Genomic DNA, 24,591 nt, shown 5'->3' on the forward strand with positions numbered 1-24,591 from the left:
TAGATCTTGTTATCAGAAGTAATACCCTAAATTCACATAGCAACTTCCTTTGTCCGTCTGATTGGAGTATCCCAACGATATTTCCAATGGTCCGAAGATGCTATCCATTCCATAGCCTGCACTAACACCGAATAATTGCTTGCCTTTCAATATATCGAAGAAATTACTATTCGTTAGCCCATAGTTACCCGTCAGTGTGAGATAATGAATGGCTCCCATACGTTGTCTGAACTTAATAGACGCGATCATAATGGTGTTATCCATCAATTCCAGGTTGGTAACCCCGGCAAACGGTAATTGCTGTGGAATATAGAAACCGGGTACGTCACCGCCAATGGCATTTTGTAGCGGATAAGGAAAATCTCTTCCGATCAGGATACGTCCGTAAATGGAAGGAATGACGGAGAAACGGCGGGTTACAGGGATGACACTTGCCCACGAAGCATTCAATGCTGAAAATGGAGCATGCTCGTTGTATTGTGCCATATTATCCGTATAAAGCGAATAGGCGGCTCTGAAGTCACTTCCTTTAGAAGGGAAGCGTCCTTTATCGTATGTATTATATTGCACCTGAGCATAATAACTTAGAAAATGTTCCGATTCCACTTTCAGATCGGAGATTTCAGTTTTTTTGAACAGGAAATCTTTGTACTTGTAATATTCAAAACGCAGACCGAGTCCGAAGCGGAAATTCTTGTACCATACATCGGAGAAACCGAATTCTGCCAAATGATATTTATACGTGGTATTATAGGCACGGTCACCCTCCTCGTAGATATTGATATCGTTGTATTGGAACATATACGAGAAGTTGAAATTACGTTGCTGCATGGGTTCCAGCGTATAGTCTATGCGGGCAGCATATCGTTTACCTAATCGACCGGTAAGAGACAGGCGGGAAGGAATATGCGTTTTGAGGTCTGCCGTTGCATTCACCAACAAAGACGCGATTTCTTCCGAATCAAAACGGATGCCTAAATTGATTCTTCTTTCATATTTTTCCTGCAACAGGAAATTGAGGTGATAACCTTCAGGAGTTTCTTTCAACGTATAGCTGGCACTGGAATAGAATTGGCTGCCACGTAATTGATACAAGGCCTGTTCTATTTGTTGAGTGGTAATGTCACTGTTTTCTTTCAGATTACATTTCTTCATCAGCCATTTTTTATCATTCACTTCTACACCGGAAAATGAGATATCCGTCACATAAACCGTACGTGCATTGGAAAGAGAAGAATAAGGGCCATGTTGCTTCGGAGTATAATCTTCGGCTATTCCTATCTTCTTTTTCAAGGCAAGCAACGAATTCCATTGTTCTTTAGCCGCTTCTTCGCCTCTTCGCATCAGAGTGTCGATGGCTGCCGGGGTAAAACTGGCAGATGAATATCCCTCCACATTGACACGGATATAAGTGTCTGTGAGGTCTACATTCTTTTCGTGATTAGACTGGCAGGTGATGTCTACAATCTGTCCCAGAATATCGGGGACGCTGTTGAGCTTGTCGGCTTTTTTAAGAGCATTCTGTACGTCTACTCCGATAATAATATCGGCTCCCATGGCTTTCACAACATCTGCCGGATAGTTGTTTACAATGCCACCGTCCACTAACACCATACTGTCTTGTCGTACTGGAGTAAAAACACCCGGAATAGCCATGCTGGCACGCATGGCGGTAGAGAGTATTCCGTCATGAAATACAATTTGCTCTCCATTGACAATATTGGCTGCTACACAAGCAAAAGGAATGGGAAGTTTATTGAAATTGATGGAGTCGTGATACCCCACAGTGAGCTCTGAAAATAGGTTGGCCAGATTTTTCCCTTTCATGAGTCCTCCGGTAGCAGCATCTTTGGGAGTTTTGGTGAAAGGGATAGAGATTGTATATTTTTCAGACCGCTCGCGATCAGTCAATGACATCGCACTTCGTTTGATACGGTCGCTCAACAGGAATGCCCAATCCTGTTTCCGTACCATGCTGTCCAATTGTTCCGTAGTATAACCAATGGCATAAAGGCCACCTACGATGGCTCCCATACTGGTACCGGCTATATAATCGATAGGAATTCCTGCTTCCTCAATTACTTTCAGTGCTTTGATATGTGCCATTCCTTTGGCACCGCCGCCACTTAGTACGACACCCACCTTTTTCCTTTGCTCTTGAGAATGCAAAGAAAAAGGCAATAAGATGCCAATTGATAAAACCAATGTTGAAAAGATTTGTTTTTTCATTAGGATATGGTCTAGTGTTGATGTTTAATATAATACAAATGTATAGCATAATTTGTTTAGTTGTTGAAATGGGAACTAAAAAAAATGTTCTAAAAGTCGGAAATGTGGATTTTTTCTACACCATACAGTGGATTTCCACACTTTCTGCAAAACGAAAGAATATCTAATGCTTTGATTTTAAGCAAATAATGTAGGTGACGCATTTTTGGTATATGAGTTGTAAATAAGGATATAGAACAAACATAAGTTAAATTAAATAATAAGATTCGATATGAGATTATTCTTTTCGAAAAATGAGTTGAAACTGAGGAGAAAGAGAACCATTGCTGCTATTATGTGTATGGTAATTGTGTTGGGTATGTATTGGATACTGACCCGGCCTCAGAAGGTTGCGCCGGAAATGCCGACAGTCATTGTTGAACCGGTAGTGAAAGACGACGTAGAGATATATGGGGAATATGTGGGGCGTATTCGTGCCCAACAGTTCGTCGAAGTACGTGCCCGTGTGGAAGGTTATCTGGAAAATATGCTTTTTGCCGAAGGTACATATGTCAATAAGAATCAGGTTTTGTTTGTAATCAACCAGGACCAGTATCGTGCCAAAGCAGATAAAGCTAGGGCGCAATTGAAAAAAGACGAGGCACAGGCTTTGAAAGCGGAACGTGATTTAAAGCGTATCCGTCCGTTGTTTGAGCAGAATGCTGCAAGCCAGTTGGACTTGGATAATGCGGAAGCTGCTTATGAAAGTGCCGAGGCAACAGTAGCCATGAGCGAGGCGGATTTGGCACAGGCTGAACTGGAATTGGGGTATACCATTGTTCGTTCGCCCTTATCGGGACACATTAGTGAAAGAAATGTGGACTTGGGTACGTTAGTAGGTCCCGGAGGAAAATCATTGCTTGCTACTATTGTGAAAAGTGATACAGTGTTGGTGGATTTCAGTATGACAGCACTCGATTATCTGAAGAGTAAAGAACGAAACATTAATTTGGGGCTGCAGGATCCCACTCGTTCTTGGCAACCGAATATTACCATTACATTGGCAGATAATACCGTTTATCCGTTCAAGGGATATGTGGATTTTGCCGAACCGCAGGTAGATCCTCAAACCGGAACTTTCTCTGTACGTGCAGAAATGCCGAACCCCAAACAAGTATTGTTGCCCGGACAATTTACAAAAGTAAAATTATTGCTGGATGTTCGTGAGGGTGCACTAGTTGTTCCGATGAAAGCCGTTACCATTGAAAAAGGTGGAGCATATATTTATACCATGCGCAAAGATAATACGGTAGAGAAACGTTTTATCGAGTTAGGACCGGAAGTCGGGAATAATGTGGTGGTAGAACGAGGGCTGGCAGAAGGAGAAATGGTGGTTGCAGAAGGCTTCCATAAGTTGACTCCGGGCATGAAAGTACGGGTCAGCGAACCGAAAACCGAAGCTGGAGACAGTATTATTACGACAAAAAATGAAGTGACCGGAGTAAAAGAAAACATTGCCGGAACGAAGGATAACGTGAAAGGAGAATAAACGATGAAAGTTACTTTTTTTATAGATAGGCCGGTCTTCTCGGCTGTAATCTCCATCGTGATTGTGATTGTCGGTGTGATTGGTCTGACAATGCTTCCGGTGGACCAATATCCGCAGATTACACCCCCGGTGGTGAAGATCAGTGCTTCCTATCCGGGTGCCAGCGCACTTACCGTGTCGCAGGCGGTAGCCACTCCAATTGAGCAGGAAATCAATGGTACGCCGGGTATGCTTTATATGGAATCAAATAGTTCTAACTCCGGAGGTTTTTCGGCAACAGTAACTTTTGATGTATCTGCCGATCCGGACTTGGCAGCCGTTGAGATTCAAAACCGTGTGAAACTGGCGGAATCCCGTCTGCCGGCGGAAGTCATTCAGAATGGTATTTCGGTAGAAAAACAGGCTCCCAGTCAGTTGATGACGCTTTGTTTGACTTCTACTGATCCGAAGTTCGACGAAATTTATTTGAGTAACTTTGCTACTATCAATGTGCTTGATGTGATTCGCCGTATTCCGGGGGTTGGACGTGTGTCGAACATCGGTAGCCGTTACTATGCGATGCAGATATGGGCGCAGCCCGATAAACTGGCAAACTTCGGGTTGACTGTGCAGGATTTGCAGAATGCCTTGAAAGACCAGAACCGTGAATCGGCAGCCGGTGTATTGGGACAGCAGCCGGTGCAGGGGTTGGATATAACGATTCCTATTACGACTCAAGGACGTTTGTCTACCGTGGGGCAGTTTGAAGATATCGTAGTGCGTGCCAATGCCAACGGGTCTATCATCCGGTTGAAAGACGTGGCGCGTGTATCGTTAGAGGCCTCTTCTTATAATACGGAGAGTGGTATCAACGGTGAGAATGCTGCTGTGCTTGGCATTTATATGCTGCCGGGAGCAAATGCGATGGAAGTGGCCGAGAGGGTAAAAGAGGCTATGGATGAAATTAGTAAGAATTTCCCGGAAGGATTGAGTTATGAGATTCCGTTCGATATGACGACTTATATTTCCGAATCTATACATGAAGTATATAAGACGTTGTTTGAAGCGTTGGTATTGGTTGTGTTGGTGGTTTATCTATCCTTGCAGAGCTGGCGTGCGACGTTGATTCCGGTAGTAGCAGTACCTATTTCATTGATCGGTACTTTCGGATTCATGTTGATTTTCGGTTTCTCGCTCAATATACTGACATTGCTCGGATTGATTCTTGCCATCGGTATTGTGGTGGATGATGCGATTGTGGTGGTGGAAGGCGTGGAACATATCATGGAAACGGAAAAATTGAGTCCATACGAAGCAACGAAGAAAGCGATGAACGGACTTGCCAGTGCTTTGATTGCTACTTCGTTGGTATTGGCGGCGGTGTTTGTTCCGGTTAGTTTCCTAAGCGGGATTACGGGACAGTTGTACCGCCAGTTTACGGTGACGATTGTAGTGTCCGTACTTATCTCTACGGTAGTGGCTCTGACATTGAGCCCAGTGATGTGTTCATTGATTTTGAAGCCGAATAATGGAAAGAAAAAGAATATCGTTTTCCGGAAAATTAATGAATGGTTGGGCATCGGTAGCAATAAATATGTAGCTGCTGTGGCTCGTACAATCAAACATCCCCGCCGGGTTTTGAGTGCTTTTGGTATGGTTTTGATTGCTATTATGCTGATTCACCGGATTATTCCGACCAGTTTCTTGCCTGTGGAAGATCAGGGATATTTCAAGATTGAATTGGAACTGCCGGAGGGAGCTACTTTGGAACGTACCCGTATCGTAACAGAACGTGCCATTGCTTATTTGGAAAAGAATCCATATATTGAATATATACAGAACGTAACGGGAAGTAGTCCGCGTATCGGAAGTAACCAGGGACGTGCTGAACTGACGGTGATCCTGAAACCTTGGGAAGAGCGGAAGAACACCACTATTGAGAAGATTATGGATACGGTGGAAAAACATTTGAGTGAATATCCCGAATGTAAAGTCTACCTGTCCACTCCTCCGGTTATTCCGGGTCTGGGTAGTTCGGGAGGTTTTGAGATGCAACTGGAAGCCCGTGGAGAAGCCACTTTCGATAATTTGGTAGACGCGGCAGATACATTGATGTACTACGCATCCAAACGCAAGGAATTAGCCGGACTGTCATCTTCCTTGCAATCGGAAATACCGCAACTCTATTTCGATGTAGACCGTGACAAAGTAAAGATGCTGGGCGTGCCACTGGCTGATGTGTTCTCTACAATGAAGGCTTATACCGGTTCGGTGTATGTGAACGACTTTAATATGTTCAACCGTATATATAAGGTTTACATTCAGGCGGAAGCTCCTTACCGGGAACATAAGGATAATATTAATCTGTTCTTTGTGAAAGCCTCCAATGGAGCGATGGTACCGTTGACTTCTTTAGGAAATGCCTCCTATACCACAGGACCGGGAAGTATTAAACGTTTCAATATGTTTACTACGGCCGTTATTCGTGGAGCAGCTGCACAGGGATATAGTTCCGGACAAGCGATGGAAATCATGGAGCAGATAGCCCGTGACCATCTTCCCGATAATATCGGTCTTGAATGGAGTGGTCTTTCTTATCAGGAGAAACAGGCGGGAGGTCAGACAGGTATGGTGATGGCATTGGTGTTCCTATTCGTATTCCTCTTCCTTGCTGCGCAATACGAAAGTTGGACAGTACCTATTGCCGTGTTGCTCTCTTTACCTGTTGCCGCTTTGGGAGCTTATCTGGGAGTCTGGGTTTGCGGATTGGAGAACGATGTCTATTTCCAGATTGGTCTGGTAATGTTGGTGGGACTTGCTGCCAAGAATGCGATTTTGATTGTAGAGTTTGCAAAAGTACAGGTCGATAAAGGTGAAGACTTGGTGCAGTCGGCTATCTACGCAGCCAAATTGCGTTTCCGTCCGATTCTGATGACCTCTCTCGCATTCGTACTTGGTATGCTTCCGATGGTATTGGCAAGTGGTCCCGGGTCGGCAAGCCGGCAGGCAATCGGTACAGGTGTATTTTTCGGAATGATATTTGCCATTGTGTTTGGTATCATTCTTGTGCCGTTCTTCTTTGTGATGGTATATAAAACAAAGTCGAAAATCTTAAAATATAAGAAATCATGAAACGAAAGAAACTATATATTGCCGTTTTATTACTGGCAGGAGTCTTGACTTCCTGCAAGATAGGAAAAAGCTATGTCCGTCCCGACCTTCATCTGCCCGATAGCTTGGCGCAGCATCAGGATTCTGTCAGCTTCGGCGACCAGGATTGGCGGGACATATACACGGATGCAACCTTACAGAACTTGATAGAACGTGCACTGGATCATAATAAGGATATGTTGATTGCCGCTGCCCGTGTACAGGAAATGGCTGCGCAGAAACGAATCTCTACTGCGGCACTGCTACCAGATATTAAAGGGAAGGTGACTGCAGAACGTGAATTGGAGAATCATGGGGGAGATGCCTTTAAAAAGTCGGAAACCTTTGAAGCTCAGTTTTTGGTCTCATGGGAACTCGATCTTTGGGGAAATCTGCGTTGGGCGCGTTCCGCCAGTATTGCCGAATACCTGCAATCCATAGAAGCGCAACGGGCACTTAGGATGACGATTGTAGCCGAGGTGGCACAGGCTTATTATGAATTGGTGGCTTTGGATACGGAACTGGATATTGTAAAACAAACATTAAAAGCCCGTGAAGAAGGAGTCCGCCTGGCACGCATCCGTTTTGAAGGGGGATTGACTTCGGAGACTTCTTACCGTCAGTCACAAGTGGAATTGGCACGTACGGCAACATTGGTGCCGGACTTGGAACGTAAAATCTCTTTGAAAGAAAACGATATTGCTTTTCTTGCAGGGGAGTATCCTAACAAGATAGCCCGTTCCCGCTTGCTTCGGGAGTTCAATTCTCCCCAAGCGCTACCGGTAGGTTTACCGTCCACTTTGTTGGAACGTCGTCCCGATATCCGTCAGGCGGAACAGAAATTGATTGCCGCCAATGCGAAAGTAGGAGTGGCTTATACGAATATGTTCCCACGTCTGGCACTGACCGGTGGTTTCGGTACGGAGAGCACTTCTCTGTCCAGCCTTTTGAAATCTCCCTATGCTGTTATGGAAGGAGCTCTGCTGACTCCTATCTTTGGTTGGGGGAAGAACCGTGCGGCACTGAAAGCGAAGAAAGCGGCTTATGAAGCCGAAGTACACAATTATGAGAAATCCGTATTGCAAGCCTTTAAGGAGACACGTAACGCAATTGTTAATTTCAACAAGATAAAAGAGGTGTATGAACTTCGTGCCAACCTTGAACGTTCGGCGAAGAGCTATATGGACCTTGCGCAGCTTCAATACATCAACGGTGTCATCAATTATCTGGATGTGTTGGATGCCCAACGTGGATACTTTGACGCACAGATAGGTCTGAGCAATGCGATTCGTGACGAGTTGATTACTGTCGTACAACTTTATAAAGCGCTTGGCGGTGGTTGGAAACAATAGCTTTTGACTTGTTTTTTTGAGGGAATAATGCAGTGATGTGCTTTTGGGCTATCACTGCATTATATGTTTAGAAAGGGGGAAACGACAGTAGCCTTACGTAGAAACTGTTAACAGTTGAACTTTTGGCTATTAACGAAAAACTTCCTTCCTATTAAGTGTAAACTTCCTTCGGATAGGAAGGAAACTTTTTTTTCATTCGATGAAAACTATAAATGAAGGCTTTGATTATATAATTGCAAGTTGCGTTTTTATAATCAAAGCCTTTGTTTTTATAAACGAAGCTTGCAATTATAGATTATAATTAATGAAAAATATGTTTATATGCTGATAATAAGAAGTTTACAATTAATGAAAGAGAACTTTTCTATTAATGGAAGAGAAGTTGGCTGTTAAGACCCTGTTCTTCATCTTTTGCCCGACACTGTTTGGAGATTTGCTTTCGAGTATATTTTCTGTTTATGTGAGGAACATTATAATTTTATCCTATCTTTACCTCGCTTCTTCCGGTGTGCTATTGAGCATCAAGTATAGAAAAAGCAAAAAGTGTTTATCAAGTATTTATCTAAAAGCAAAGACTGTTTCTGAATAATGATGAAAAATGTAAGTTTAATATTGGGGTTAGTTATTGTTTGTGCATGTACTTCTATCGACAGAAGTTTTTCGGATGGCATGGAAGTCATTCCGGTGAAGGTGGACCACCCTACCAAAGACCCCGCCTCTTTCCTTGAAAAAATAGAACTTGTGCCGTTAGAAACCAACGACTCGTCTTTGACTTCTATCGGTAGAAAAGTGATGTATGATAAGGAAGACAACCTTTTGGCGATTCTCTCTAAATCCGCTGTATATACCTTTACGGGAGAAGGACGATATATAGGCAATTCAAAGAAACGGATAGGGCAAGGCCCGCAAGAGTATAGCTTTGTGGTGGATATGAATTACAATCCTTATCTGAAAGGAATCGACTTCTTGAATCCTTACGGAACGGTCTATATTTACAGCCCTGCATTTGAGTTCATCTCTCAAAGGAAATTTCAACCGGAATCCGTAGTCAATCATTTGATGGCTTTGGATGCTGACCATGATATTTTTCTTCCAGGTGAATTTTCGGAAGTGCTGTTTGCCGATAGGAAGACACAGCGGATTACTCCTATACCTTACGAAGGAACGATATCTGGTGACAACGGGTTGTCGTCTCAAAACAATCTTTTCCATATAGGCGATGACGCTTATTTTGTTCCTTCCGGATTGAACTATTATTTATACCGGATAGATGCGAAAGAGAAAAAGTTGGTTCCTATTATCTATCTTGATTTCGGCAAGTATGAAGTGAAGGAAGAAGACCTGCCCGGTAGTGCGGGGGGAAAGCGGACAGATTCCGATGAAATGAGAAGGAAACTTTCGGAGGATGTACAGGTAAGAAGGAAGTATGTAAAATCCAATTGTGTAGTACCCATGCTGAAACTGTTCAGTGATGAATATGTGTATGTTTATTTCGTAAAGAAGAATATGGGAATGGGTAGTCATTTTATTTATAACAGAAAGAAGCGGAAAGGTGCCTTGTTGGAGGAAGAAGCGCCCTTTTCCATGTATCCGGGTTTTGTCTTGGCGGATAATGTGTTGTTTGCTCTTTGTGAGCCGGATTGGATAGAACGGGTGACTGACCGTAAATTGATGTCGGCAGAGGAAATCCGTAAGATGGAAGCGTTGAAAGAAGACGACAATCCGGTAGTCGTGAAATATTATTTGAAGTAGGGGTCTAAATATGTAAATAGTGTTCACTCGCTCCCTTTTTCTTTTTTCCCGTATTGTGTTCTGTCTTCCGCTGCCATCTGCATCCTCTCCTCGGTAGGTTGTGAGCGGAAAGCTACCGTCTTTGGAACAGGGGCGGGTGGAGCAAGCCGTTTTTTTAACTGTGTGTTGCGCCGGAGCACCTTCATGTTTTGTATGGCGTATGCAAGCGCTTTGGCTTGCCCCACAAGTACACATATCTTCTTGGCTCTGGTGATGCCTGTATATATGAGGTTGCGCTGAAGCATCACATAATGTGTCATCAATACCGGCATGACCACGATGGGGTATTCCGAGCCCTGCGACTTATGGATGGTAGTGGCGTATGCAAGTGTCAGCTCATCCAGTTCCGATGCTTCGTATTCTGTTATCTGTCCGTCGAAGTCGACAGTCAATGTGCGCTCTTCTGTGTCCACAGCAAGCACATACCCCAAGTCACCGTTATATACATCTTTGTCGTAGTTGTTGCGCAGTTGCATCACCCGGTCGCCTTGTTTGTAGGTATATCCGCCCCGGTTCAGGAAGGCGGTGTTGTTGTTTAAAGTCTGTTGCAAGACCATATTCAGGTTGGCAGCACCTACAACACCGCGTTGCATGGGAGTGAGCACCTGTATGTTGGCGGTGTCTTGATGGTAAGCCTTGGGCAGTCGGTCGCGCACTAACGAGACGATGGTCTGCGCCACCAGCTCGGGGTCCTCTTGTTTGATGAAGAAGAAGTCAGTTTGCTGTCCGTTGCTTAGGTCCGGAAAACGTCCTTGGTTGATGGCATGTGCGCTCATAACGATACGGCTCGATTGTGCCTGACGGAAGATGCGTGTCAATCTCACTACCGGGATGGCCCCCGAATCAATGATGTCGCGTAACACATTGCCTGCCCCGACACTGGGCAACTGGTCGATGTCTCCCACCAGTACCAGGCGCATGGTGGTGGGCAGTGCCTTTGTGAGGTTATTCATCAGTATGATGTCAATCATCGAACACTCGTCCACTATCAGTGCATCGCCTTCCAAAGGATTCTCATCGTTGCGCTTGTAGCCGTCCTGCGGGTTGTACTCCAACAGTCGGTGGATGGTCTTCGCTTGCATTCCCGTGGCTTCGCTCATTCGCTTGGCGGCACGCCCTGTGGGAGCGGCAAGGAGGATGCGCATACCCGCCGATTGCAGGGCGGCTATGATGGCTTTGGTCGTAGTGGTTTTACCTGTACCGGGACCGCCTGTGAGCACCATCACCTTCGAAGCGATTGCCTGGCGGATGGCTTCCACTTGTACTTCGTCATATTCGATGCCGGTTTCCTTTTGGAGCTTGTCAAGATTGAAACGTGCGCTGAAAAGAGTATTGCCTTCCTCGGCATGGACCAATGCATTCAGACGATTGGCTGTTCCGCACTCGGCATAGTAGAAGGGTGGCAGATAGATAGCCGTGTCGTCAAGCATCAAATCTTCAGTTTCTATGGCTTCGTTCATAGCCGTGCGTATACATTCCTCGTCTGCCTCAAGCATTTGTTTGGCAGTGCCGATGAGTTGTTGCTCTTCCGCATAACAGTGCCCCTCGTCGGCAAGTTGGTTGAGTGCGTAGATGAGTCCGCTGCGCAGCCGCCGTTTGTCATTTATCTCATAACCCATCTTCCGGGCAATGCTGTCGGCAGTTTTGAAGCCGATGCCCCAAATGTCGTCAGCCAGCCGATAAGGATTGTCTTTCACCTTGTTGATACTTTCCTTACCATACTGTCGGTAGATTTTTGCCGCGTATGCCGTACTCACTCCAAAGCCTTGCAGAAAGAGCATCACATTCTTGATGTCCTTTTGCTTCTCCCAACTCTCACGTATTTTCTCCACTCTTTTCTTGCCGATGCCGGGCACCTCGAAGAGTCGTTCGATGTCGGTCTCAATCACTTCAATGGTGTCTGTGCCAAACTGGTTTACGATGAGCTTGGCAAACTTCGGACCGATGCCTTTCACCAGTCCGCTCCCTAAGTATTTCTCTATGCCATAGGCGGTGGCGGGCATCACCTCCTTCCAAGTCTTGCATTGAAACTGTTGTCCGTAGCGTTTGTCCACCTTCCATTCACCCTCGCACAGCAACACCGAGCCTGCCGGTACTTCCAGCAGGTTGCCAACCAAAGTGACAAGGTCGTTATATCCTTTTACCTTGACTTTCATTACCGAATATCCGTTTTCGGCATTCTGATATGTGATGCGTTCTACCACGCAACGAAGTTTGGTCACTGACCCGTCGTTGATGCCTTGCTTGGTCATACTTTTGTACAGTTTTGGGAAATCAGCTGCAAAGGTATTCTATTTTCCTGAGAAATACTTATGCTTGAGTGAGAAAACAAATGAACCATGTGTCTGAGTATCGGCTTTCAAAAGAATGCGTATTGGGGATTCGGATAAAGAAAAGTTCACTGCCTTCTTTCATAATTCGGAAAAAAGTGCGAAATTTGCAACGCTTTTCAAGTTTGACAAGAAACTTACTAACACCTTTAAATAAAAAATTAAAGAAAATGACTAAAAGTGCATTGCAAATCGCAAGGGCTGCTTACCAGCCCAAACTTCCGAAAGCATTGGCATCAGGAGCTGTTAAGGTTGTAGCAGGTGCTGCTACTCAGTCTGTAGCCGATCAGGAAGCTATCAAAGCATTATTCCCGAACACGTATGGAATGCCGTTGATTACATTCGAAGCTGGTGAAGCTGTTGCTCTTCCTGCTATGAACGTTGGTGTAATTCTTTCCGGTGGTCAGGCTCCGGGCGGACACAACGTAATTTCCGGTTTGTTCGACGGTATCAAGAAATTGAACCCGGAAAACAAATTATATGGTTTTATCCTGGGTCCTGGTGGTCTGGTAGATCACGACTATATGGAACTGACTGCTGATATTATCGACGAATACCGTAACACGGGTGGTTTCGATATCATCGGTTCCGGACGTACGAAACTGGAAGCAGAAAGCCAATTCGAAAAGGGATATGAAATCATCAAAGAACTTGGCATCAAAGCATTGGTTATCATTGGTGGTGACGACTCTAACACAAACGCTTGTGTATTGGCTGAATACTATGCAGCTAAGAACTACGGTGTACAGGTAATCGGTTGTCCGAAAACAATTGATGGTGACTTGAAGAACGATATGATTGAAACTTCTTTCGGTTTCGATACAGCATGTAAAACTTATGCAGAAGTAATCGGTAACATCCAACGTGACTGTAACTCTGCACGTAAATACTGGCACTTCATCAAATTGATGGGTCGTTCGGCTTCTCACATCGCACTGGAATGTGCTTTGCAGGTACAGCCTAACGTATGTATCGTGTCTGAAGAAGTAGAAGCTAAAGATATGTCTTTGGACGATGTAGTGACTTACATCGCTAAAGTGGTAGCTGATCGTGCTGCACAAGGCAACAACTTCGGTACTGTATTGATTCCGGAAGGATTGGTAGAATTTATTCCTGCCATGAAACGTCTGATTGCTGAATTGAACGACTTTTTGGCGGCTAATGCTGAAGAATTCGGTCAGATTAAGAAATCTCACCAACGTGATTATATCATCCGCAAACTTTCTCCGGAAAACTCTGCTATCTATGCAAGTCTGCCGGAAGGCGTTGCCCGCCAGCTGACATTGGACCGCGACCCGCACGGAAACGTACAGGTATCACTGATTGAAACTGAAAAGCTGTTGTCTGAAATGGTAGCTACTAAGTTGGCTGCATGGAAGGAAGAAGGCAAGTATGTAGGTAAGTTTGCTGCTCAACACCACTTCTTCGGTTACGAAGGACGTTGTGCTGCTCCGTCAAACTTCGACGCTGACTACTGCTACTCTTTGGGTTACACAGCTTCTATGTTGATTGCTAACGGCAAGACTGGTTATATGTCTTCTGTACGCAACACAACTGCTCCTGCTGCCGAATGGATTGCGGGTGGTGTGCCTATCACTATGATGATGAACATGGAACGTCGTCACGGTGAAATGAAACCGGTTATCCAGAAAGCATTGGTGAAACTGGACGGTGCTCCTTTCAAGGCATTTGCTGCACAACGTGACCGCTGGGCTATCGAAACGGATTATGTATATCCGGGTCCGATCCAGTACTTCGGTCCTACAGAGGTGTGCGATCAGGCAACTAAGACTTTGCAACTGGAACAAGCTAAATAAAACATACTTCAAGGAGTTGTGTACAAAGCCGGCTCTCATGAAGGATTTTTTAGACGCGGATGACGCAGATAAACGCGGATTTATTTTATCAAAGAATCCGCGTCATCCGCGTAAATCCGCGTCTAAAGTATACTGCATGGCTACTCATATTATTTATTCAATCATTTGCTCTGCTGATCAATGACGTCACGTAATACTAATCCGATGGCTGCTGTCCAAAAGAAAAGGGCTGTTTCCACTGCTACTAGAAAAAGGGGAACATCTTCTTCCAAATCTCCCCGTGCTCCGAAAAAGAAACAGGAGCAACCCGGACGAGCTATGCCTATTTGGGTTCGTAACATTTTGGCAGTGACGATTGTCGGTTGTTTTTCCATTGCTTTCTATTATTTCTGTATCCGTCCTTATGCTTATCGATGGAAGCCTTGTCATGGCTTAAAGGAATACGGAGTCTGTATCCCTAACGGGTATGATATTCATGGTATTGATATCTCTCACTACCAGGGAAAGATTGATTGGAATAGACTGTTGCAGAATAAAGAGACAGCTAGTCCCTTGCATTTCATTTTTATGAAAGCAACCGAAGGGGGAGATCATAACGACACCACCTTTGAGGCGAACTTCGCCAATGCCCGTAATCATGGATTTATTCGTGGTGCTTATCATTTTTATATTCCCAGTACGGATGCTTTGAAACAGGCGGATTTCTTTATTCGTACGGTGAAACTGACTTCTGGTGATTTACCGCCTGTACTTGATGTGGAAGTGACCGGCCGGAAGGAAAAAAAGGAATTGCAGCAAGGTATTAAACGTTGGCTGGACCGGGTAGAATCTCACTATGGAGTGAAACCTATTCTTTATACTTCTTATAAATTTAAAACCCGTTATCTGGACGATTCCATCTTCAATACATACCCTTACTGGATCGCCCATTATTATGTTGACTCTGTAAAGTATCAGGGGAAATGGGACTTTTGGCAACATACTGATGTAGGGAGTGTTCCAGGCATCAAAGAAGACGTCGACCTGAACGTGTTCAATGGCTCGTTAGAGGAACTTAAAAAGCTGACTATTAGGTAACAGGTATTTCTTTTCCCAACAACTTATTTCTTCTCTCATTTGTTATAATCGTATTATTATTAAAGAAGATATGATTATGAACTTTGATATAGCTATTATTGGTGGTGGTCCTGCTGGGTACGCAGCTGCCAAACGGGTAGGATAGTGACGCTATCCGATGCAAATAGTGACGGTATATGCTATGGATAGCGTCACTATCCCACGCGTATACCGTCACTATTAAAGATAATTTTTGGCTATTATCCTTTATAAATAAACTTCACCTCTGCCCAGCGATTCTTCTCTTTATAATGAACGAAAGTCAGTCCGTTCTTCTCCGCTTCTTCGCGGATGGCGGCGATGTCGTCTACATAAAAGCCACTCATATAGAGTTCGGAATTCGTGTGCATACAGGCAACATATTTCTTCATGTCATTTAGTAATATGTTCCGGTTGATGTTGGCGATGATAACGTCGAAAGGTCCTTTTCCTGTAAGCGACGAAGCATCTCCTTCTGATACGGCAATATCGTCTACGTGGTTCAATTCGATATTTTCGATGGAGTTTCGTACGCACCATTCGTCAATGTCGATGGCTGTACAGGGGCGTGCGCCTCGCATACGTGCGAGGATGGCAAGAATCGAAGTTCCGCAGCCCATATCGAGCAGGGATTTGTCTTTCAGTTCACTATCCAACAATTCTTCAATGATGAGGCTGGTAGTCTCGTGATGTCCTGTTCCGAAAGCCATTTGAGGATTGATGATGATGTCATATTCCGCTTTGGGGACATCTTGGTGGAAAGTGCTGTGGATCACACATCGGTTTCCGATAATGATGGGTTGGAAGAAATTCTTTTCCCATTCCTCGTTCCAGTCCTTGTCTTCCGCTTCGGTATATGTATAAGTAATATCCGTATCGGGTAGGGGAAACTCGGCGATGGCAATCTTGATGGCGTTTTCATCACATAATGTCTGTTGGATGTATGCGGTCAGCCCGCTTTCACACTCAACAAAACTTTCAAATCCGACTTCACCCAGTATGGCAGCCAGTACGTCATTGACGGTTTCGGTACAAGGTTGGGTGCGGAATGTGAACTCAAAATACTTCATAGTTGTTTTTAATTCTGGTGAATAATGGGCAAAGATAGTTAGAAATAGGGATTTCCCTATTATCCTTTGGGGAAAATCTTCCCCGGGCGAAAAATCTCTTTCTTATCTTTGTAACGTGAATAAGTTTAAGTAATTACATAAACCGAGATGATATGAAAAAGATTGTTTATTTCTTGCTATTTGCCTTGTGCCTTCCGATAGGTATTTTTGCGCAAAGCGTTGATGACGACCTTTACTTCGTGCCTTCCAAAAACAAACAGGAGAAGAAAGAAACTCCGGTTAAGAAGGAACCGAAGAAACAGGTGACGACTAACATCTATACTTCACCGGGTACTACAGTAGTGGTTCAGGACCGTAAGGGAAGAACACGGGATGTGGATGAATATAACCGCCGTTACGATGCACGTGAAAATGAATTCGTAATGGATAATGATACCTTATATATAAAAGAAAAATCTAATCCGGATCTGGACGGAGAATGGGTGACGGGCGAATTCAATGGTACAAAAGACGACTATGAATACGCTGAACGTATCATCCGTTTCCGCAATCCGCGTTTCGCTATCAGTATCAGCAGTCCGTTGTACTGGGATGTAGTTTACGGTCCGAACTCGTGGGATTGGAACGTATATACCGATGGTATGTATGCTTATGCATTCCCGACGTTCAGTAACCCGCTTTGGTGGGATTGGCGTTATGGCTCTTACGGCTGGGGATGGAACTATGGCTGGGGATGGAATCGTCCTTACTATGCTTGGGGATATTACCCCGGTTATTGGGGCGGCGGCTACTGGGGTGGCTGGTATGGCGGTGGATATTGGGGACATCATCACCATTGGCATGGTGGTCCTAGCTGGGGCTGGGGCGGAGGTGGAAACCATTGGGCTCGTAACACTTATTACAATGATCGTCGTTCTAATTTTGGAAATAGCGGAGGAAGCGCTCGACGTTCTTCTTATATATCAAGCGGAGATCGTAGAATAGGTACAACTGTTGGCACGCGTCGTACTAACACAGGAAGTGTTGGTCAGTCAGCTCGTCGGGGTGGTACAACAACCTATAACTCTTCTAGAAGAACTGTAGGTACCCGTACTACAGATACGAGAGTAGGAGCTGGTAACAATTCAAGTTCTTCTCGCCAGAATACTACATATACTCGTCCGAGTAGTACACGTAGCAGTTCATCATATGATAGCAATCGTTCCAGTTCTTCTTCCCGTCGGACTTATGGAACAACGGAAAACAGCAGCAGACGTTCTTCTTCTACTTATAATCGTGGAAGTTCAACTACACGTAGCTATTCACCGTCGAGCAGCAGTCGCTCTTCTTCTAATTCCAATTATTCTCCAAGTCGTTCTTCCTCTGGTTCCAGCTATTCACCGAGTCAGTCTTCATCCTCTCGTTCGAGTGGTTACTCAAGTGGTGGTGGAAGTTCCCGTTCCAGTTCCGGTTCGTCAGGTGGAGGTGGTAGTCGAAGAAGATAAAATGATTGGTTTTATTAAAAAGACATATTTATGAAAAATATAAGATTTGCAATAGTGATATTGTGTACTTTAGTTGGTACTACTGCCGTAAGTGCACAAAACTTATACGATGCTGCCCGGTTAATGGGAAATGACTTGAATGGAACCGCCCGGTTTGTCGGCATGGGAGGAGCCATGGGAGCATTGGGAGGTGATATCTCGACGATGGGCACCAATCCGGCAGGTATGGGTATTTATAGAAGCAATGATGTGATGACCACATTTGGCTTTAGTAATATTGGGTTAAAGTCTAATACGAATGGTAGTAAGAATGAACTAGATAAGTTTAGAGGTTCATTTGATAATGTGGGATTTGTTATATCAAGTCGTATTGGACATGAAACAGCTCTACGGTTTGTGAACTTTGGTTTTAATTACCGCAAGGTGAAGGCTTTTGATAAAAATATGGCAATGAATGGTTTGATGGAAGATATGGAAGGACCACTGTCACAAAGTGATTTATTTGCTTCTTTGTCATACGGGCTTTCTGAGGACTATTTGAGTTCTAATGCTGCTTTTACTGACGGAGGGATAGATGCTGCACCATGGTTGGGAGCTATGGCTTTACGAACCAGAGTGATTGAATTGAATGATAGTGAGAATAATCAGTATGCTAGTAATGTAGTCGATTCTGAAGGCAATATTATTCATTTGCCTGTAATGGGAGAATATACTTCTAGAGAAAAAGGCGGATTGCACTCTTATGACTTCAATGTTGCGTTCAATATTTGTGACAGAGTTTATTTCGGTGCTACCATTGGAGCTTATAGCGTCGATTATTCTAGAAATTCTATTTATAGAGAAAGTTACCAGGGAGATGTTTCTAACTATTCTTTAGAGAATTGGTTTGATACAAGTGGTACTGGATTTGATTTTAAGCTGGGAGTAATTGTACGTCCATTTGAGTCATCATCTTTTCGTATTGGGGCTGCGATACATACGCCTACTTGGTTTAATTTGGAAGACCGTACATCTGCTCTCTTAATTTCCGATATTGATATGAATAGTGATGGGACGATTGGTAAGGATGAACTGTATGAATATGACACAATGGAATTCCCTGGTGAATCGAAAACAAAGTATCAGTTGGTGACTCCTTGGAAATACAATTTGAGTTTAGGATATACGATTGGTCGTTCTGTTGCATTAGGGGCAGAATATGAGTATAGTGATTATTCTTCGGCTAAGTTGAAATATGACGATGGTATGCGGATGGAGGATGAAACATCGCAGATAAAAACAGGATTGAAAGGGGTACATACACTTCGTGTTGGAGCAGAGTTTAAACTGGCACCGGAGTTTGCTTTTCGTGTAGGTTATAATTATAGGACAGCTGCCATGTATGATGATACATTTAAGAGAATAGCACTTAATAGTATTAGTACAAGTACTGAGTTTTCTAATCTGAAAGCAACTAATAATTATACTTTGGGATTTGGTTATAAAGGATCTGCTTTTTATGCAGATTTAGCCTATCAATTGAATACTTATAAAGAAGATTTCTATCCATTCTATAATGAAGTAGGAGAACACTTTGAAACAATATTTGTGCCAAATGCTACCAAAGTAACTAATACCCGTCATCAGGTACTGCTAACTTTAGGTATGCGCTTCTAATCTAATAAAGAGACAGTTTTCAATTTCAATAATAACTTTTGTGTGTAAAAAATCCCTGGAATGCTGAGTGTCTACAGCAATTCCGGGGATTTTAATAGTATCACTTTTTATTCTTTAGTCTTTTCTGAATAGTGGAGTTCGTTCGTCAATGATCCCGCGACCGGTGTACATGTTTACCGTCGGTCAATATTCTACTCTGTCTTCTTTGGCCACCCAGGCTTTGAAGGCGGTAAGGGCTTCATTATGTAGTAAGATTTCGGAAGGCAGTTTTCTGTCTTCAGGTTTCAGTTCCAGTTCATCATAGATAAAAGAGTCGTCAAAACCGATATTTTTGGCATCGGTCTTGTTGTTTCCATAATACATCTTATCCAGTCGTGCCCAATAGATAGCACCCAGGCACATCGGGCAAGGTTCGCAGGAAGTATAGATCTCGTATCCGCTAAGATTAAACGTTCCGAGTTTGGCAGCTGCGGCACGTATGGCGCTTACCTCGGCGTGAGCCGTAGGATCGCATGATGCAGTGACACGGTTAACTCCTGTTGCAACAATTTCTCCGTCTTTCGTGGCAATCACAGCACCGAAAGGACCTCCACCATTTTCAACATTCTCTTTTGAAAGCTCGATCGCTTTTCTCATTAAAGCTTCTTTAGTCATGGTATAAAAAATATATTGTTAGTTTTATTTTCTCTTTGCTTTTTTAGGGTTATAGCTTGCCTAAGATCTTATCCATTACCCAGTTAGTCAACGTTGCGCTTTCGCCATCGCAAGAGCAAACTGACTTACCCAATAAGTGGTCTACTACTGCTTGGATAAGAGGTTGTTGCACGTGTTCCGGGTTGCCGATACAGATTTCTTCCCGTCCTTTCTCGGTATGCAGTCCGATAGGTTCGTATGTAAAGACAGAGAAGCAAATCATTCCTTTGTCACCGATAATCTCTATGCGGTCTTCGCGGGCAGAATCATGGGCTACGAAGCACCAGGAACCACTACCCACCAATCCGTTGTCAAATTGGAAACAGGCGCTTAATGTATCTTCGGCAGGATAAAGCCCGCCGCGATTACTCTTGTAGCCGCTTGCTTCGAGGATGCAACCGAACATATCTTGCAACAAATCAATTTGATGCGGAGCAAGGTCGTAGAAGTAACCGCCTCCGGCAATATCAGCCTGCACACGCCAGGGAAGATTTTCGCGATTGTAATCCAGATCGCGTGGCGGCTGGGCAAAACGAATCTGTACATTGATAACGTTGCCGATCGTCCCGTTCTCTACTAATTCCTTTACTTTCTGGAAATAGGGAAGATAACGTCGGTAGTATGCTACGAAACAGGGAACCCCCGTTTCATTGGATATGCGGTTGATTCGGGTACATTCTTCATACGTCACCGCCATTGGCTTCTCAATATAGGCCGGTTTGCCCGCTTTCATGGACATAATGGCATACGTAGCGTGTGAAGAAGGAGGAGTGGCGATATAGACAGCGTTTACTTCCGGATCATCTATCAGTTCCTGTGCATCGTCATACCATTTCTTGATTCCTCTCTCTTTGGCATACGCTTTCGCTTTCGCACCGTCACGACTCATCACGGCTACGACTTCCGAATGTTCTACTTTCTGGAAAGCGGGACCGCTTTTCGTCTTGGTTACTTCTCCGCAACCAATGAAGCCCCATTTGATCATCTTTTCACTCATAATATAATATACCTATTGTGTCTGTTCTAACTACCCCCCAAAGATAAAGCTATTTTTTGTCAAGAGCAACTTTATTGATTATTAACTTAGCGGGGACAGTCGGAAAACAAACATGGTGTTTAGTTTCAATAGAAGCTCTGTTTTATCGGAATAGAGGCTCTGTTTCAGGCAAACCGAATGTCTGTTTGAGGCGGATGTGTGCTTTATTTCGGAAGAAGCAAGGTGAACACTGCTGATCCTCCGGCTGAAGGACCATAACCACTGGGCAAAGCGCAAGGAAAAGCCAGGGCGGGGAGAGGTTTTTTCCAGCTGGATAAAAAGAAAGGAGAGAATCGCGATTCCCTCCTTTGCGTGTAGTTTAATTGAAACTACTTTTTTGGAAATAGACATGAATATATCTATCTTACATGCTGTTTTTTGATTGTTTTCTTCTGATCTGTAAAATGGGCTATTTTTTATCATAGTATTTTTTATAAATCCTCCGGTATTCTTTTCCCTTTTGGAATTTATCCAGCCATGTATTCAAACTATCGAGTAAAGCAGGTGATTGTTTGCTGACTGCCCATGAGTAGAATTGTGTAAAGCTGATCGCTGTATTTATATCTATTTGCGGGATGGAATCAGCGGCCGTGCGTGCGATACTTTCATCACAAACGGCATAATCGATGTCTCCATGTGCTACCATCGAAATCAATTGTTCGGGACCGTATTTAGCTATTTCTTTGATATAAATGGTATCTCCGATTTCATTGCCTAGATTCTGGATACGCAGAATAGAAGGAGAGCCTTTTACGACGTGAAGTGTCCGCCCGGCCAAGTCCAACTGGTTACGGATATAGAGAGAGTCGTTTTCCCCGTTTTCTCCGCTTTCTTTCCGTTGCACAAGCACTTGCTTGTTGAGCGTGATAGGAGAGGTGAGGAGCAGAGAGTCTTTCAACTCGCTGGTAGCTAATAAGCCGCAGGCAATTACCTCGTAACGTCCTTCGCTTAATCCTTCCAGCCGTTCTTCAAAACTCATCAGGGGAGTTATTTCGGTTTTCAATCCCTTATCGCGGACAAAAGCCTGTATCAGCTCGTAATGGAAACCGGAAACGGTATCACCGTCCACGTAGAAACTGATCGAGTTATATTCAGTCGCTACACGCAATATACCTTCTTGGGCAATAGCTGCATAGTCGCGCGGGTGTCCTGAAGGCTTTTCCTGATTACCGCATTGGCGGATGGAAAAGATGATTGCCAATACAATGATTACGGGCACTAAATATCTGGCCAGTCTCAAATTGGGGCGTGTTACCATAAGCCGTATAGATTTTGTTAATCATAGAAATTCCATGAAAGACCGAATTTCAGTACACGCGGATTGATGGGATAGTGAGGAGCCAGGAAGTAATTCGGGCTGCTCATACCTTGATTCACGTGATACATCATTACATAGAAACGTGTACGCTTTAGGTGTAAGTTTGCATATACATTCACAATCGGATAACCTCCTATTTCTACCTGGTCATTCTCCGGTTGTAAATAGAAGTTCTGGATAGCCGGCATATAAGCGGGTGCATTGTATTTGCTGAAATAACGCACATCAGCACCCAATTGTACACTAAGCACTTTCTTTGCCAACTTGAATTGCATATAGAAATTGTGATACAGCGAGAGATCGGGCAAAGGCAATACGGTCTGTTCGCTGGACTTTTGCCAGGTTACTTCGTTATCTAAATGGAAGATTCCTAACTTGAAATCCTGATTAAGACTTGCTGACAACACCTGTACGCTTCCGCTTTTCTGTTCCGGCACTGCTTGTTGATTGAAGTAAGTGTAGTTCTTTATGTTTTCAACTCCTGCCTTCAAACGTGTTCTCCAACGTGCAATGCTTAATTCTCCTTCAATACGGGTACGAAATTCTTTGTCCATATCATTGTCCCACATGAAGTGTTTGGAATGATAATGACGCATATAGAAAGGTGCAAGCTTATTGCTGACTTCACCACGGGCTATAAGGCTCACAGTGTCTTTCCATAACGGAAAGTTAAGGTCGATATCTCCTTTCACATTGAATTGTCCGATTGCTTTTCCGGCAAGTCCCACTTCACCAATGGCATGGTAATGGAGTACATTTCCTTCACGTTTGGATAATTCGCCTCCAACAAATATTTCATTTTCATTGTATTTGTCGGGCAACGGATTCCCCACCATATTCATAAGTGTGTACTTGCTGATTTTATAGGAAGCAAATGCTGTCAGTCCGGCTTTGGCATATTTATTGAATCCTTCGAGTAGAGCAATGCCTATGGTATTCTTGACACCCATGTAGGTGGTACTGTCTCTGGTAATCGGATTATCCGGTTCCAGGTAGGTGTTTTGATAATAGTTCTTTTTACGCATGTCATCATCAGAGTTGAAACTATGACGTGCACGCTCTACCTGAATGGTATGTATAAAACTAGTGACCGGCACAAATTCTTGTTTGGCGGGAGTAGTGTCATTTTCGACCTGCGGTATGTCGCGGCTGAATCCTAGGTTGTAACGTTGGGTCAGGAATACGTAAAAGTCATGATTACGATTGGTCGTTGCACTTAATACAGTGGGAATATTAGTTGATTCATATTCTCTTTGCCCTTGTGCCATCTCTTCGGGCGCAGTGATGTATCGATCGTCCTCAATACCTCCGTTTTCGTTTGTCTTGAGGTAGTTATTGCTGTATATGGCTTGCATCTGATAGCGGTCGCCAATATAACTACCGAAAATTGCCGCATTGAAATAAGCCGTATTCTGGTTATTATAGTATCCACGTCCGTACAAGTAATCTATGTTAAAACCGAAAGCCAACTTCTTGTTTACGTTGACAGAGAAATAAGACTTAAAGCGTTCTTCTCCGTTTATTTTATTACCGGCTTTATGATACGTCAGATTGGTATAAGGTACGTTACTATTGGTGAATTTGAATTCCGTAGGACGAATAAAGAAACTGGAGAAAGGCTCCATAAAGATAGTCGGTTCCGGATCACGACGTTCAAAGAAGATGCGTGACATACGGGGAGAACCCATATTGGCCAGATAATTATAATGTCCGGTAAGTCCTTCGGTAAGATTTGAATTCTGGAAGTGGTGATAAGCAGTATCCGCCGGGATGATAGTCCGGTCGCCCAACTGATTATTAATACGCCACATATATAATTTCGGAGGTAACCCCTGTACTTCTACATTTGCACTATCCAGTCTGTCCGGAATCATGGCAGGGTCCACCTGGTTACCATATTGGTCGTATCCGTTTTCGTCCACTCTCTGGCGACCATTATCGAACTGTGCATGGACAGTTGTCAAACCTATAACGGAAAAGATTATATATAATAGTAAGATTCGTCTCATAATTGGAGGCAAAGATACTTACTTTAATTGATTTAATGATAATGGATAATTGAA

General features: G+C 43.8%; 15 protein-coding genes. 8 read left to right on the top strand and 7 right to left on the bottom strand.

The window, feature by feature from the left end:
- Positions 1-12: 12 nt before the first annotated feature.
- Positions 13-2,229, bottom strand: coding sequence for a patatin-like phospholipase family protein (locus tag A4V03_RS06540; protein ID WP_065538335.1), 2,217 nt, complete (start codon positions 2,227-2,229; stop codon positions 13-15).
- A gap of 271 nt (positions 2,230-2,500) precedes the next feature.
- On the opposite strand from A4V03_RS06540, the gene A4V03_RS06545 reads away from it, so the two are divergent.
- The 4 genes from A4V03_RS06545 to A4V03_RS06560 all read left to right on the top strand — a co-directional run bounded on the left by A4V03_RS06545 (position 2,501) and on the right by A4V03_RS06560 (position 9,990).
- A complete protein-coding gene (locus A4V03_RS06545; RefSeq protein WP_024986623.1) occupies positions 2,501-3,757 on the top strand; it encodes an efflux RND transporter periplasmic adaptor subunit in 1,257 nt (418 codons plus the stop codon).
- Positions 3,758-3,760: 3 nt separating this feature from the next.
- Positions 3,761-6,868 (top strand): efflux RND transporter permease subunit, encoded by a 3,108-nt coding sequence (locus A4V03_RS06550; RefSeq protein WP_024986624.1) that lies wholly within the window; start codon positions 3,761-3,763, stop codon positions 6,866-6,868.
- Entirely contained in the window at positions 6,865-8,238 is a 1,374-nt protein-coding gene (locus tag A4V03_RS06555; RefSeq protein ID WP_065538336.1) for an efflux transporter outer membrane subunit, read from the top strand. The genes A4V03_RS06550 and A4V03_RS06555 overlap by 4 nt, the downstream gene beginning before the upstream one ends.
- A 588-nt stretch (positions 8,239-8,826) precedes the next feature.
- Positions 8,827-9,990, top strand: coding sequence for a 6-bladed beta-propeller (locus tag A4V03_RS06560; RefSeq protein WP_317045369.1), 1,164 nt, complete (start codon positions 8,827-8,829; stop codon positions 9,988-9,990).
- 23 nt (positions 9,991-10,013) lie between these two features.
- On the opposite strand, the gene recD2 is transcribed toward A4V03_RS06560, so the two are convergent.
- Complete coding sequence (gene recD2, locus A4V03_RS06565) at positions 10,014-12,251, bottom strand: SF1B family DNA helicase RecD2 (protein ID WP_065540321.1); 2,238 nt, start codon at positions 12,249-12,251, stop codon at positions 10,014-10,016.
- Positions 12,252-12,529: 278 nt separating this feature from the next.
- Here recD2 and A4V03_RS06570 point away from each other — a divergent pair, with 278 nt between their 5' ends.
- Both A4V03_RS06570 and A4V03_RS06575 read left to right on the top strand, forming a co-directional pair.
- Positions 12,530-14,176, top strand: coding sequence for a diphosphate--fructose-6-phosphate 1-phosphotransferase (locus A4V03_RS06570; protein WP_065538337.1), 1,647 nt, complete (start codon positions 12,530-12,532; stop codon positions 14,174-14,176).
- A gap of 180 nt (positions 14,177-14,356) precedes the next feature.
- Positions 14,357-15,253, top strand: coding sequence for a glycoside hydrolase family 25 protein (locus A4V03_RS06575; protein ID WP_065538338.1), 897 nt, complete (start codon positions 14,357-14,359; stop codon positions 15,251-15,253).
- 239 nt (positions 15,254-15,492) lie between these two features.
- Here the strand turns inward: A4V03_RS06575 and prmA are convergent, their stop codons facing one another.
- Positions 15,493-16,341: a 50S ribosomal protein L11 methyltransferase gene (gene prmA / locus A4V03_RS06580; protein WP_065538339.1), complete on the bottom strand. Its 849-nt coding sequence runs from the start codon at positions 16,339-16,341 to the stop codon at positions 15,493-15,495.
- Between the two features lie 152 nt (positions 16,342-16,493).
- On the opposite strand from prmA, the gene A4V03_RS06585 reads away from it, so the two are divergent.
- Positions 16,494-17,825, top strand: a complete 1,332-nt coding sequence (locus tag A4V03_RS06585; RefSeq protein ID WP_065538340.1) for a hypothetical protein — start codon at positions 16,494-16,496, stop codon at positions 17,823-17,825.
- Positions 17,826-17,855: 30 nt separating this feature from the next.
- Positions 17,856-19,481 carry an OmpP1/FadL family transporter gene (locus A4V03_RS06590; RefSeq protein ID WP_065538341.1) on the top strand — a complete coding sequence of 542 codons (1,626 nt, stop codon included), beginning with the start codon at positions 17,856-17,858 and terminating at the stop codon, positions 19,479-19,481.
- Positions 19,482-19,664: 183 nt separating this feature from the next.
- Here A4V03_RS06590 and A4V03_RS06595 read toward each other — a convergent pair whose 3' ends face one another.
- From A4V03_RS06595 to A4V03_RS06615, 4 genes are all read right to left on the bottom strand, one after another.
- Positions 19,665-20,135 (bottom strand): nucleoside deaminase, encoded by a 471-nt coding sequence (locus tag A4V03_RS06595; protein ID WP_065538342.1) that lies wholly within the window; start codon positions 20,133-20,135, stop codon positions 19,665-19,667.
- Positions 20,136-20,184: 49 nt separating this feature from the next.
- Positions 20,185-21,171: a Gfo/Idh/MocA family protein gene (locus A4V03_RS06600; RefSeq protein ID WP_065538343.1), complete on the bottom strand. Its 987-nt coding sequence runs from the start codon at positions 21,169-21,171 to the stop codon at positions 20,185-20,187.
- A gap of 448 nt (positions 21,172-21,619) precedes the next feature.
- Positions 21,620-22,468 (bottom strand): transporter substrate-binding domain-containing protein, encoded by an 849-nt coding sequence (locus A4V03_RS06610; RefSeq protein WP_065538344.1) that lies wholly within the window; start codon positions 22,466-22,468, stop codon positions 21,620-21,622.
- Positions 22,469-22,485: 17 nt separating this feature from the next.
- A complete protein-coding gene (locus A4V03_RS06615; RefSeq protein WP_065538345.1) occupies positions 22,486-24,537 on the bottom strand; it encodes a putative porin in 2,052 nt (683 codons plus the stop codon).
- Positions 24,538-24,591: the final 54 nt, after the last annotated feature.

This window comes from Bacteroides caecimuris (assembly GCF_001688725.2).
In the GTDB taxonomy this organism is placed as follows: domain Bacteria; phylum Bacteroidota; class Bacteroidia; order Bacteroidales; family Bacteroidaceae; genus Bacteroides; species Bacteroides caecimuris.

Excerpts from the sequence above, each read along its gene's own strand:
- A4V03_RS06555 (WP_065538336.1), top strand. The coding sequence starts at position 6,865 with ATGAAACGAAAGAAACTATATATTGCCGTTTTATTACTGGCAGGAGTC.
- prmA (WP_065538339.1), bottom strand. The coding sequence starts at position 16,341 with ATGAAGTATTTTGAGTTCACATTCCGCACCCAACCTTGTACCGAAACC.
- A4V03_RS06560 (WP_317045369.1), top strand. The coding sequence starts at position 8,827 with ATGATGAAAAATGTAAGTTTAATATTGGGGTTAGTTATTGTTTGTGCA.
- A4V03_RS06585 (WP_065538340.1), top strand. The coding sequence starts at position 16,494 with ATGAAAAAGATTGTTTATTTCTTGCTATTTGCCTTGTGCCTTCCGATA.
- A4V03_RS06615 (WP_065538345.1), bottom strand. The coding sequence starts at position 24,537 with ATGAGACGAATCTTACTATTATATATAATCTTTTCCGTTATAGGTTTG.
- A4V03_RS06545 (WP_024986623.1), top strand. The coding sequence starts at position 2,501 with ATGAGATTATTCTTTTCGAAAAATGAGTTGAAACTGAGGAGAAAGAGA.
- A4V03_RS06610 (WP_065538344.1), bottom strand. The coding sequence starts at position 22,468 with ATGGTAACACGCCCCAATTTGAGACTGGCCAGATATTTAGTGCCCGTA.
- A4V03_RS06550 (WP_024986624.1), top strand. The coding sequence starts at position 3,761 with ATGAAAGTTACTTTTTTTATAGATAGGCCGGTCTTCTCGGCTGTAATC.
- A4V03_RS06595 (WP_065538342.1), bottom strand. The coding sequence starts at position 20,135 with ATGACTAAAGAAGCTTTAATGAGAAAAGCGATCGAGCTTTCAAAAGAG.
- A4V03_RS06540 (WP_065538335.1), bottom strand. The coding sequence starts at position 2,229 with ATGAAAAAACAAATCTTTTCAACATTGGTTTTATCAATTGGCATCTTA.
- A4V03_RS06570 (WP_065538337.1), top strand. The coding sequence starts at position 12,530 with ATGACTAAAAGTGCATTGCAAATCGCAAGGGCTGCTTACCAGCCCAAA.
- A4V03_RS06575 (WP_065538338.1), top strand. The coding sequence starts at position 14,357 with ATGACGTCACGTAATACTAATCCGATGGCTGCTGTCCAAAAGAAAAGG.
- A4V03_RS06590 (WP_065538341.1), top strand. The coding sequence starts at position 17,856 with ATGAAAAATATAAGATTTGCAATAGTGATATTGTGTACTTTAGTTGGT.
- A4V03_RS06600 (WP_065538343.1), bottom strand. The coding sequence starts at position 21,171 with ATGAGTGAAAAGATGATCAAATGGGGCTTCATTGGTTGCGGAGAAGTA.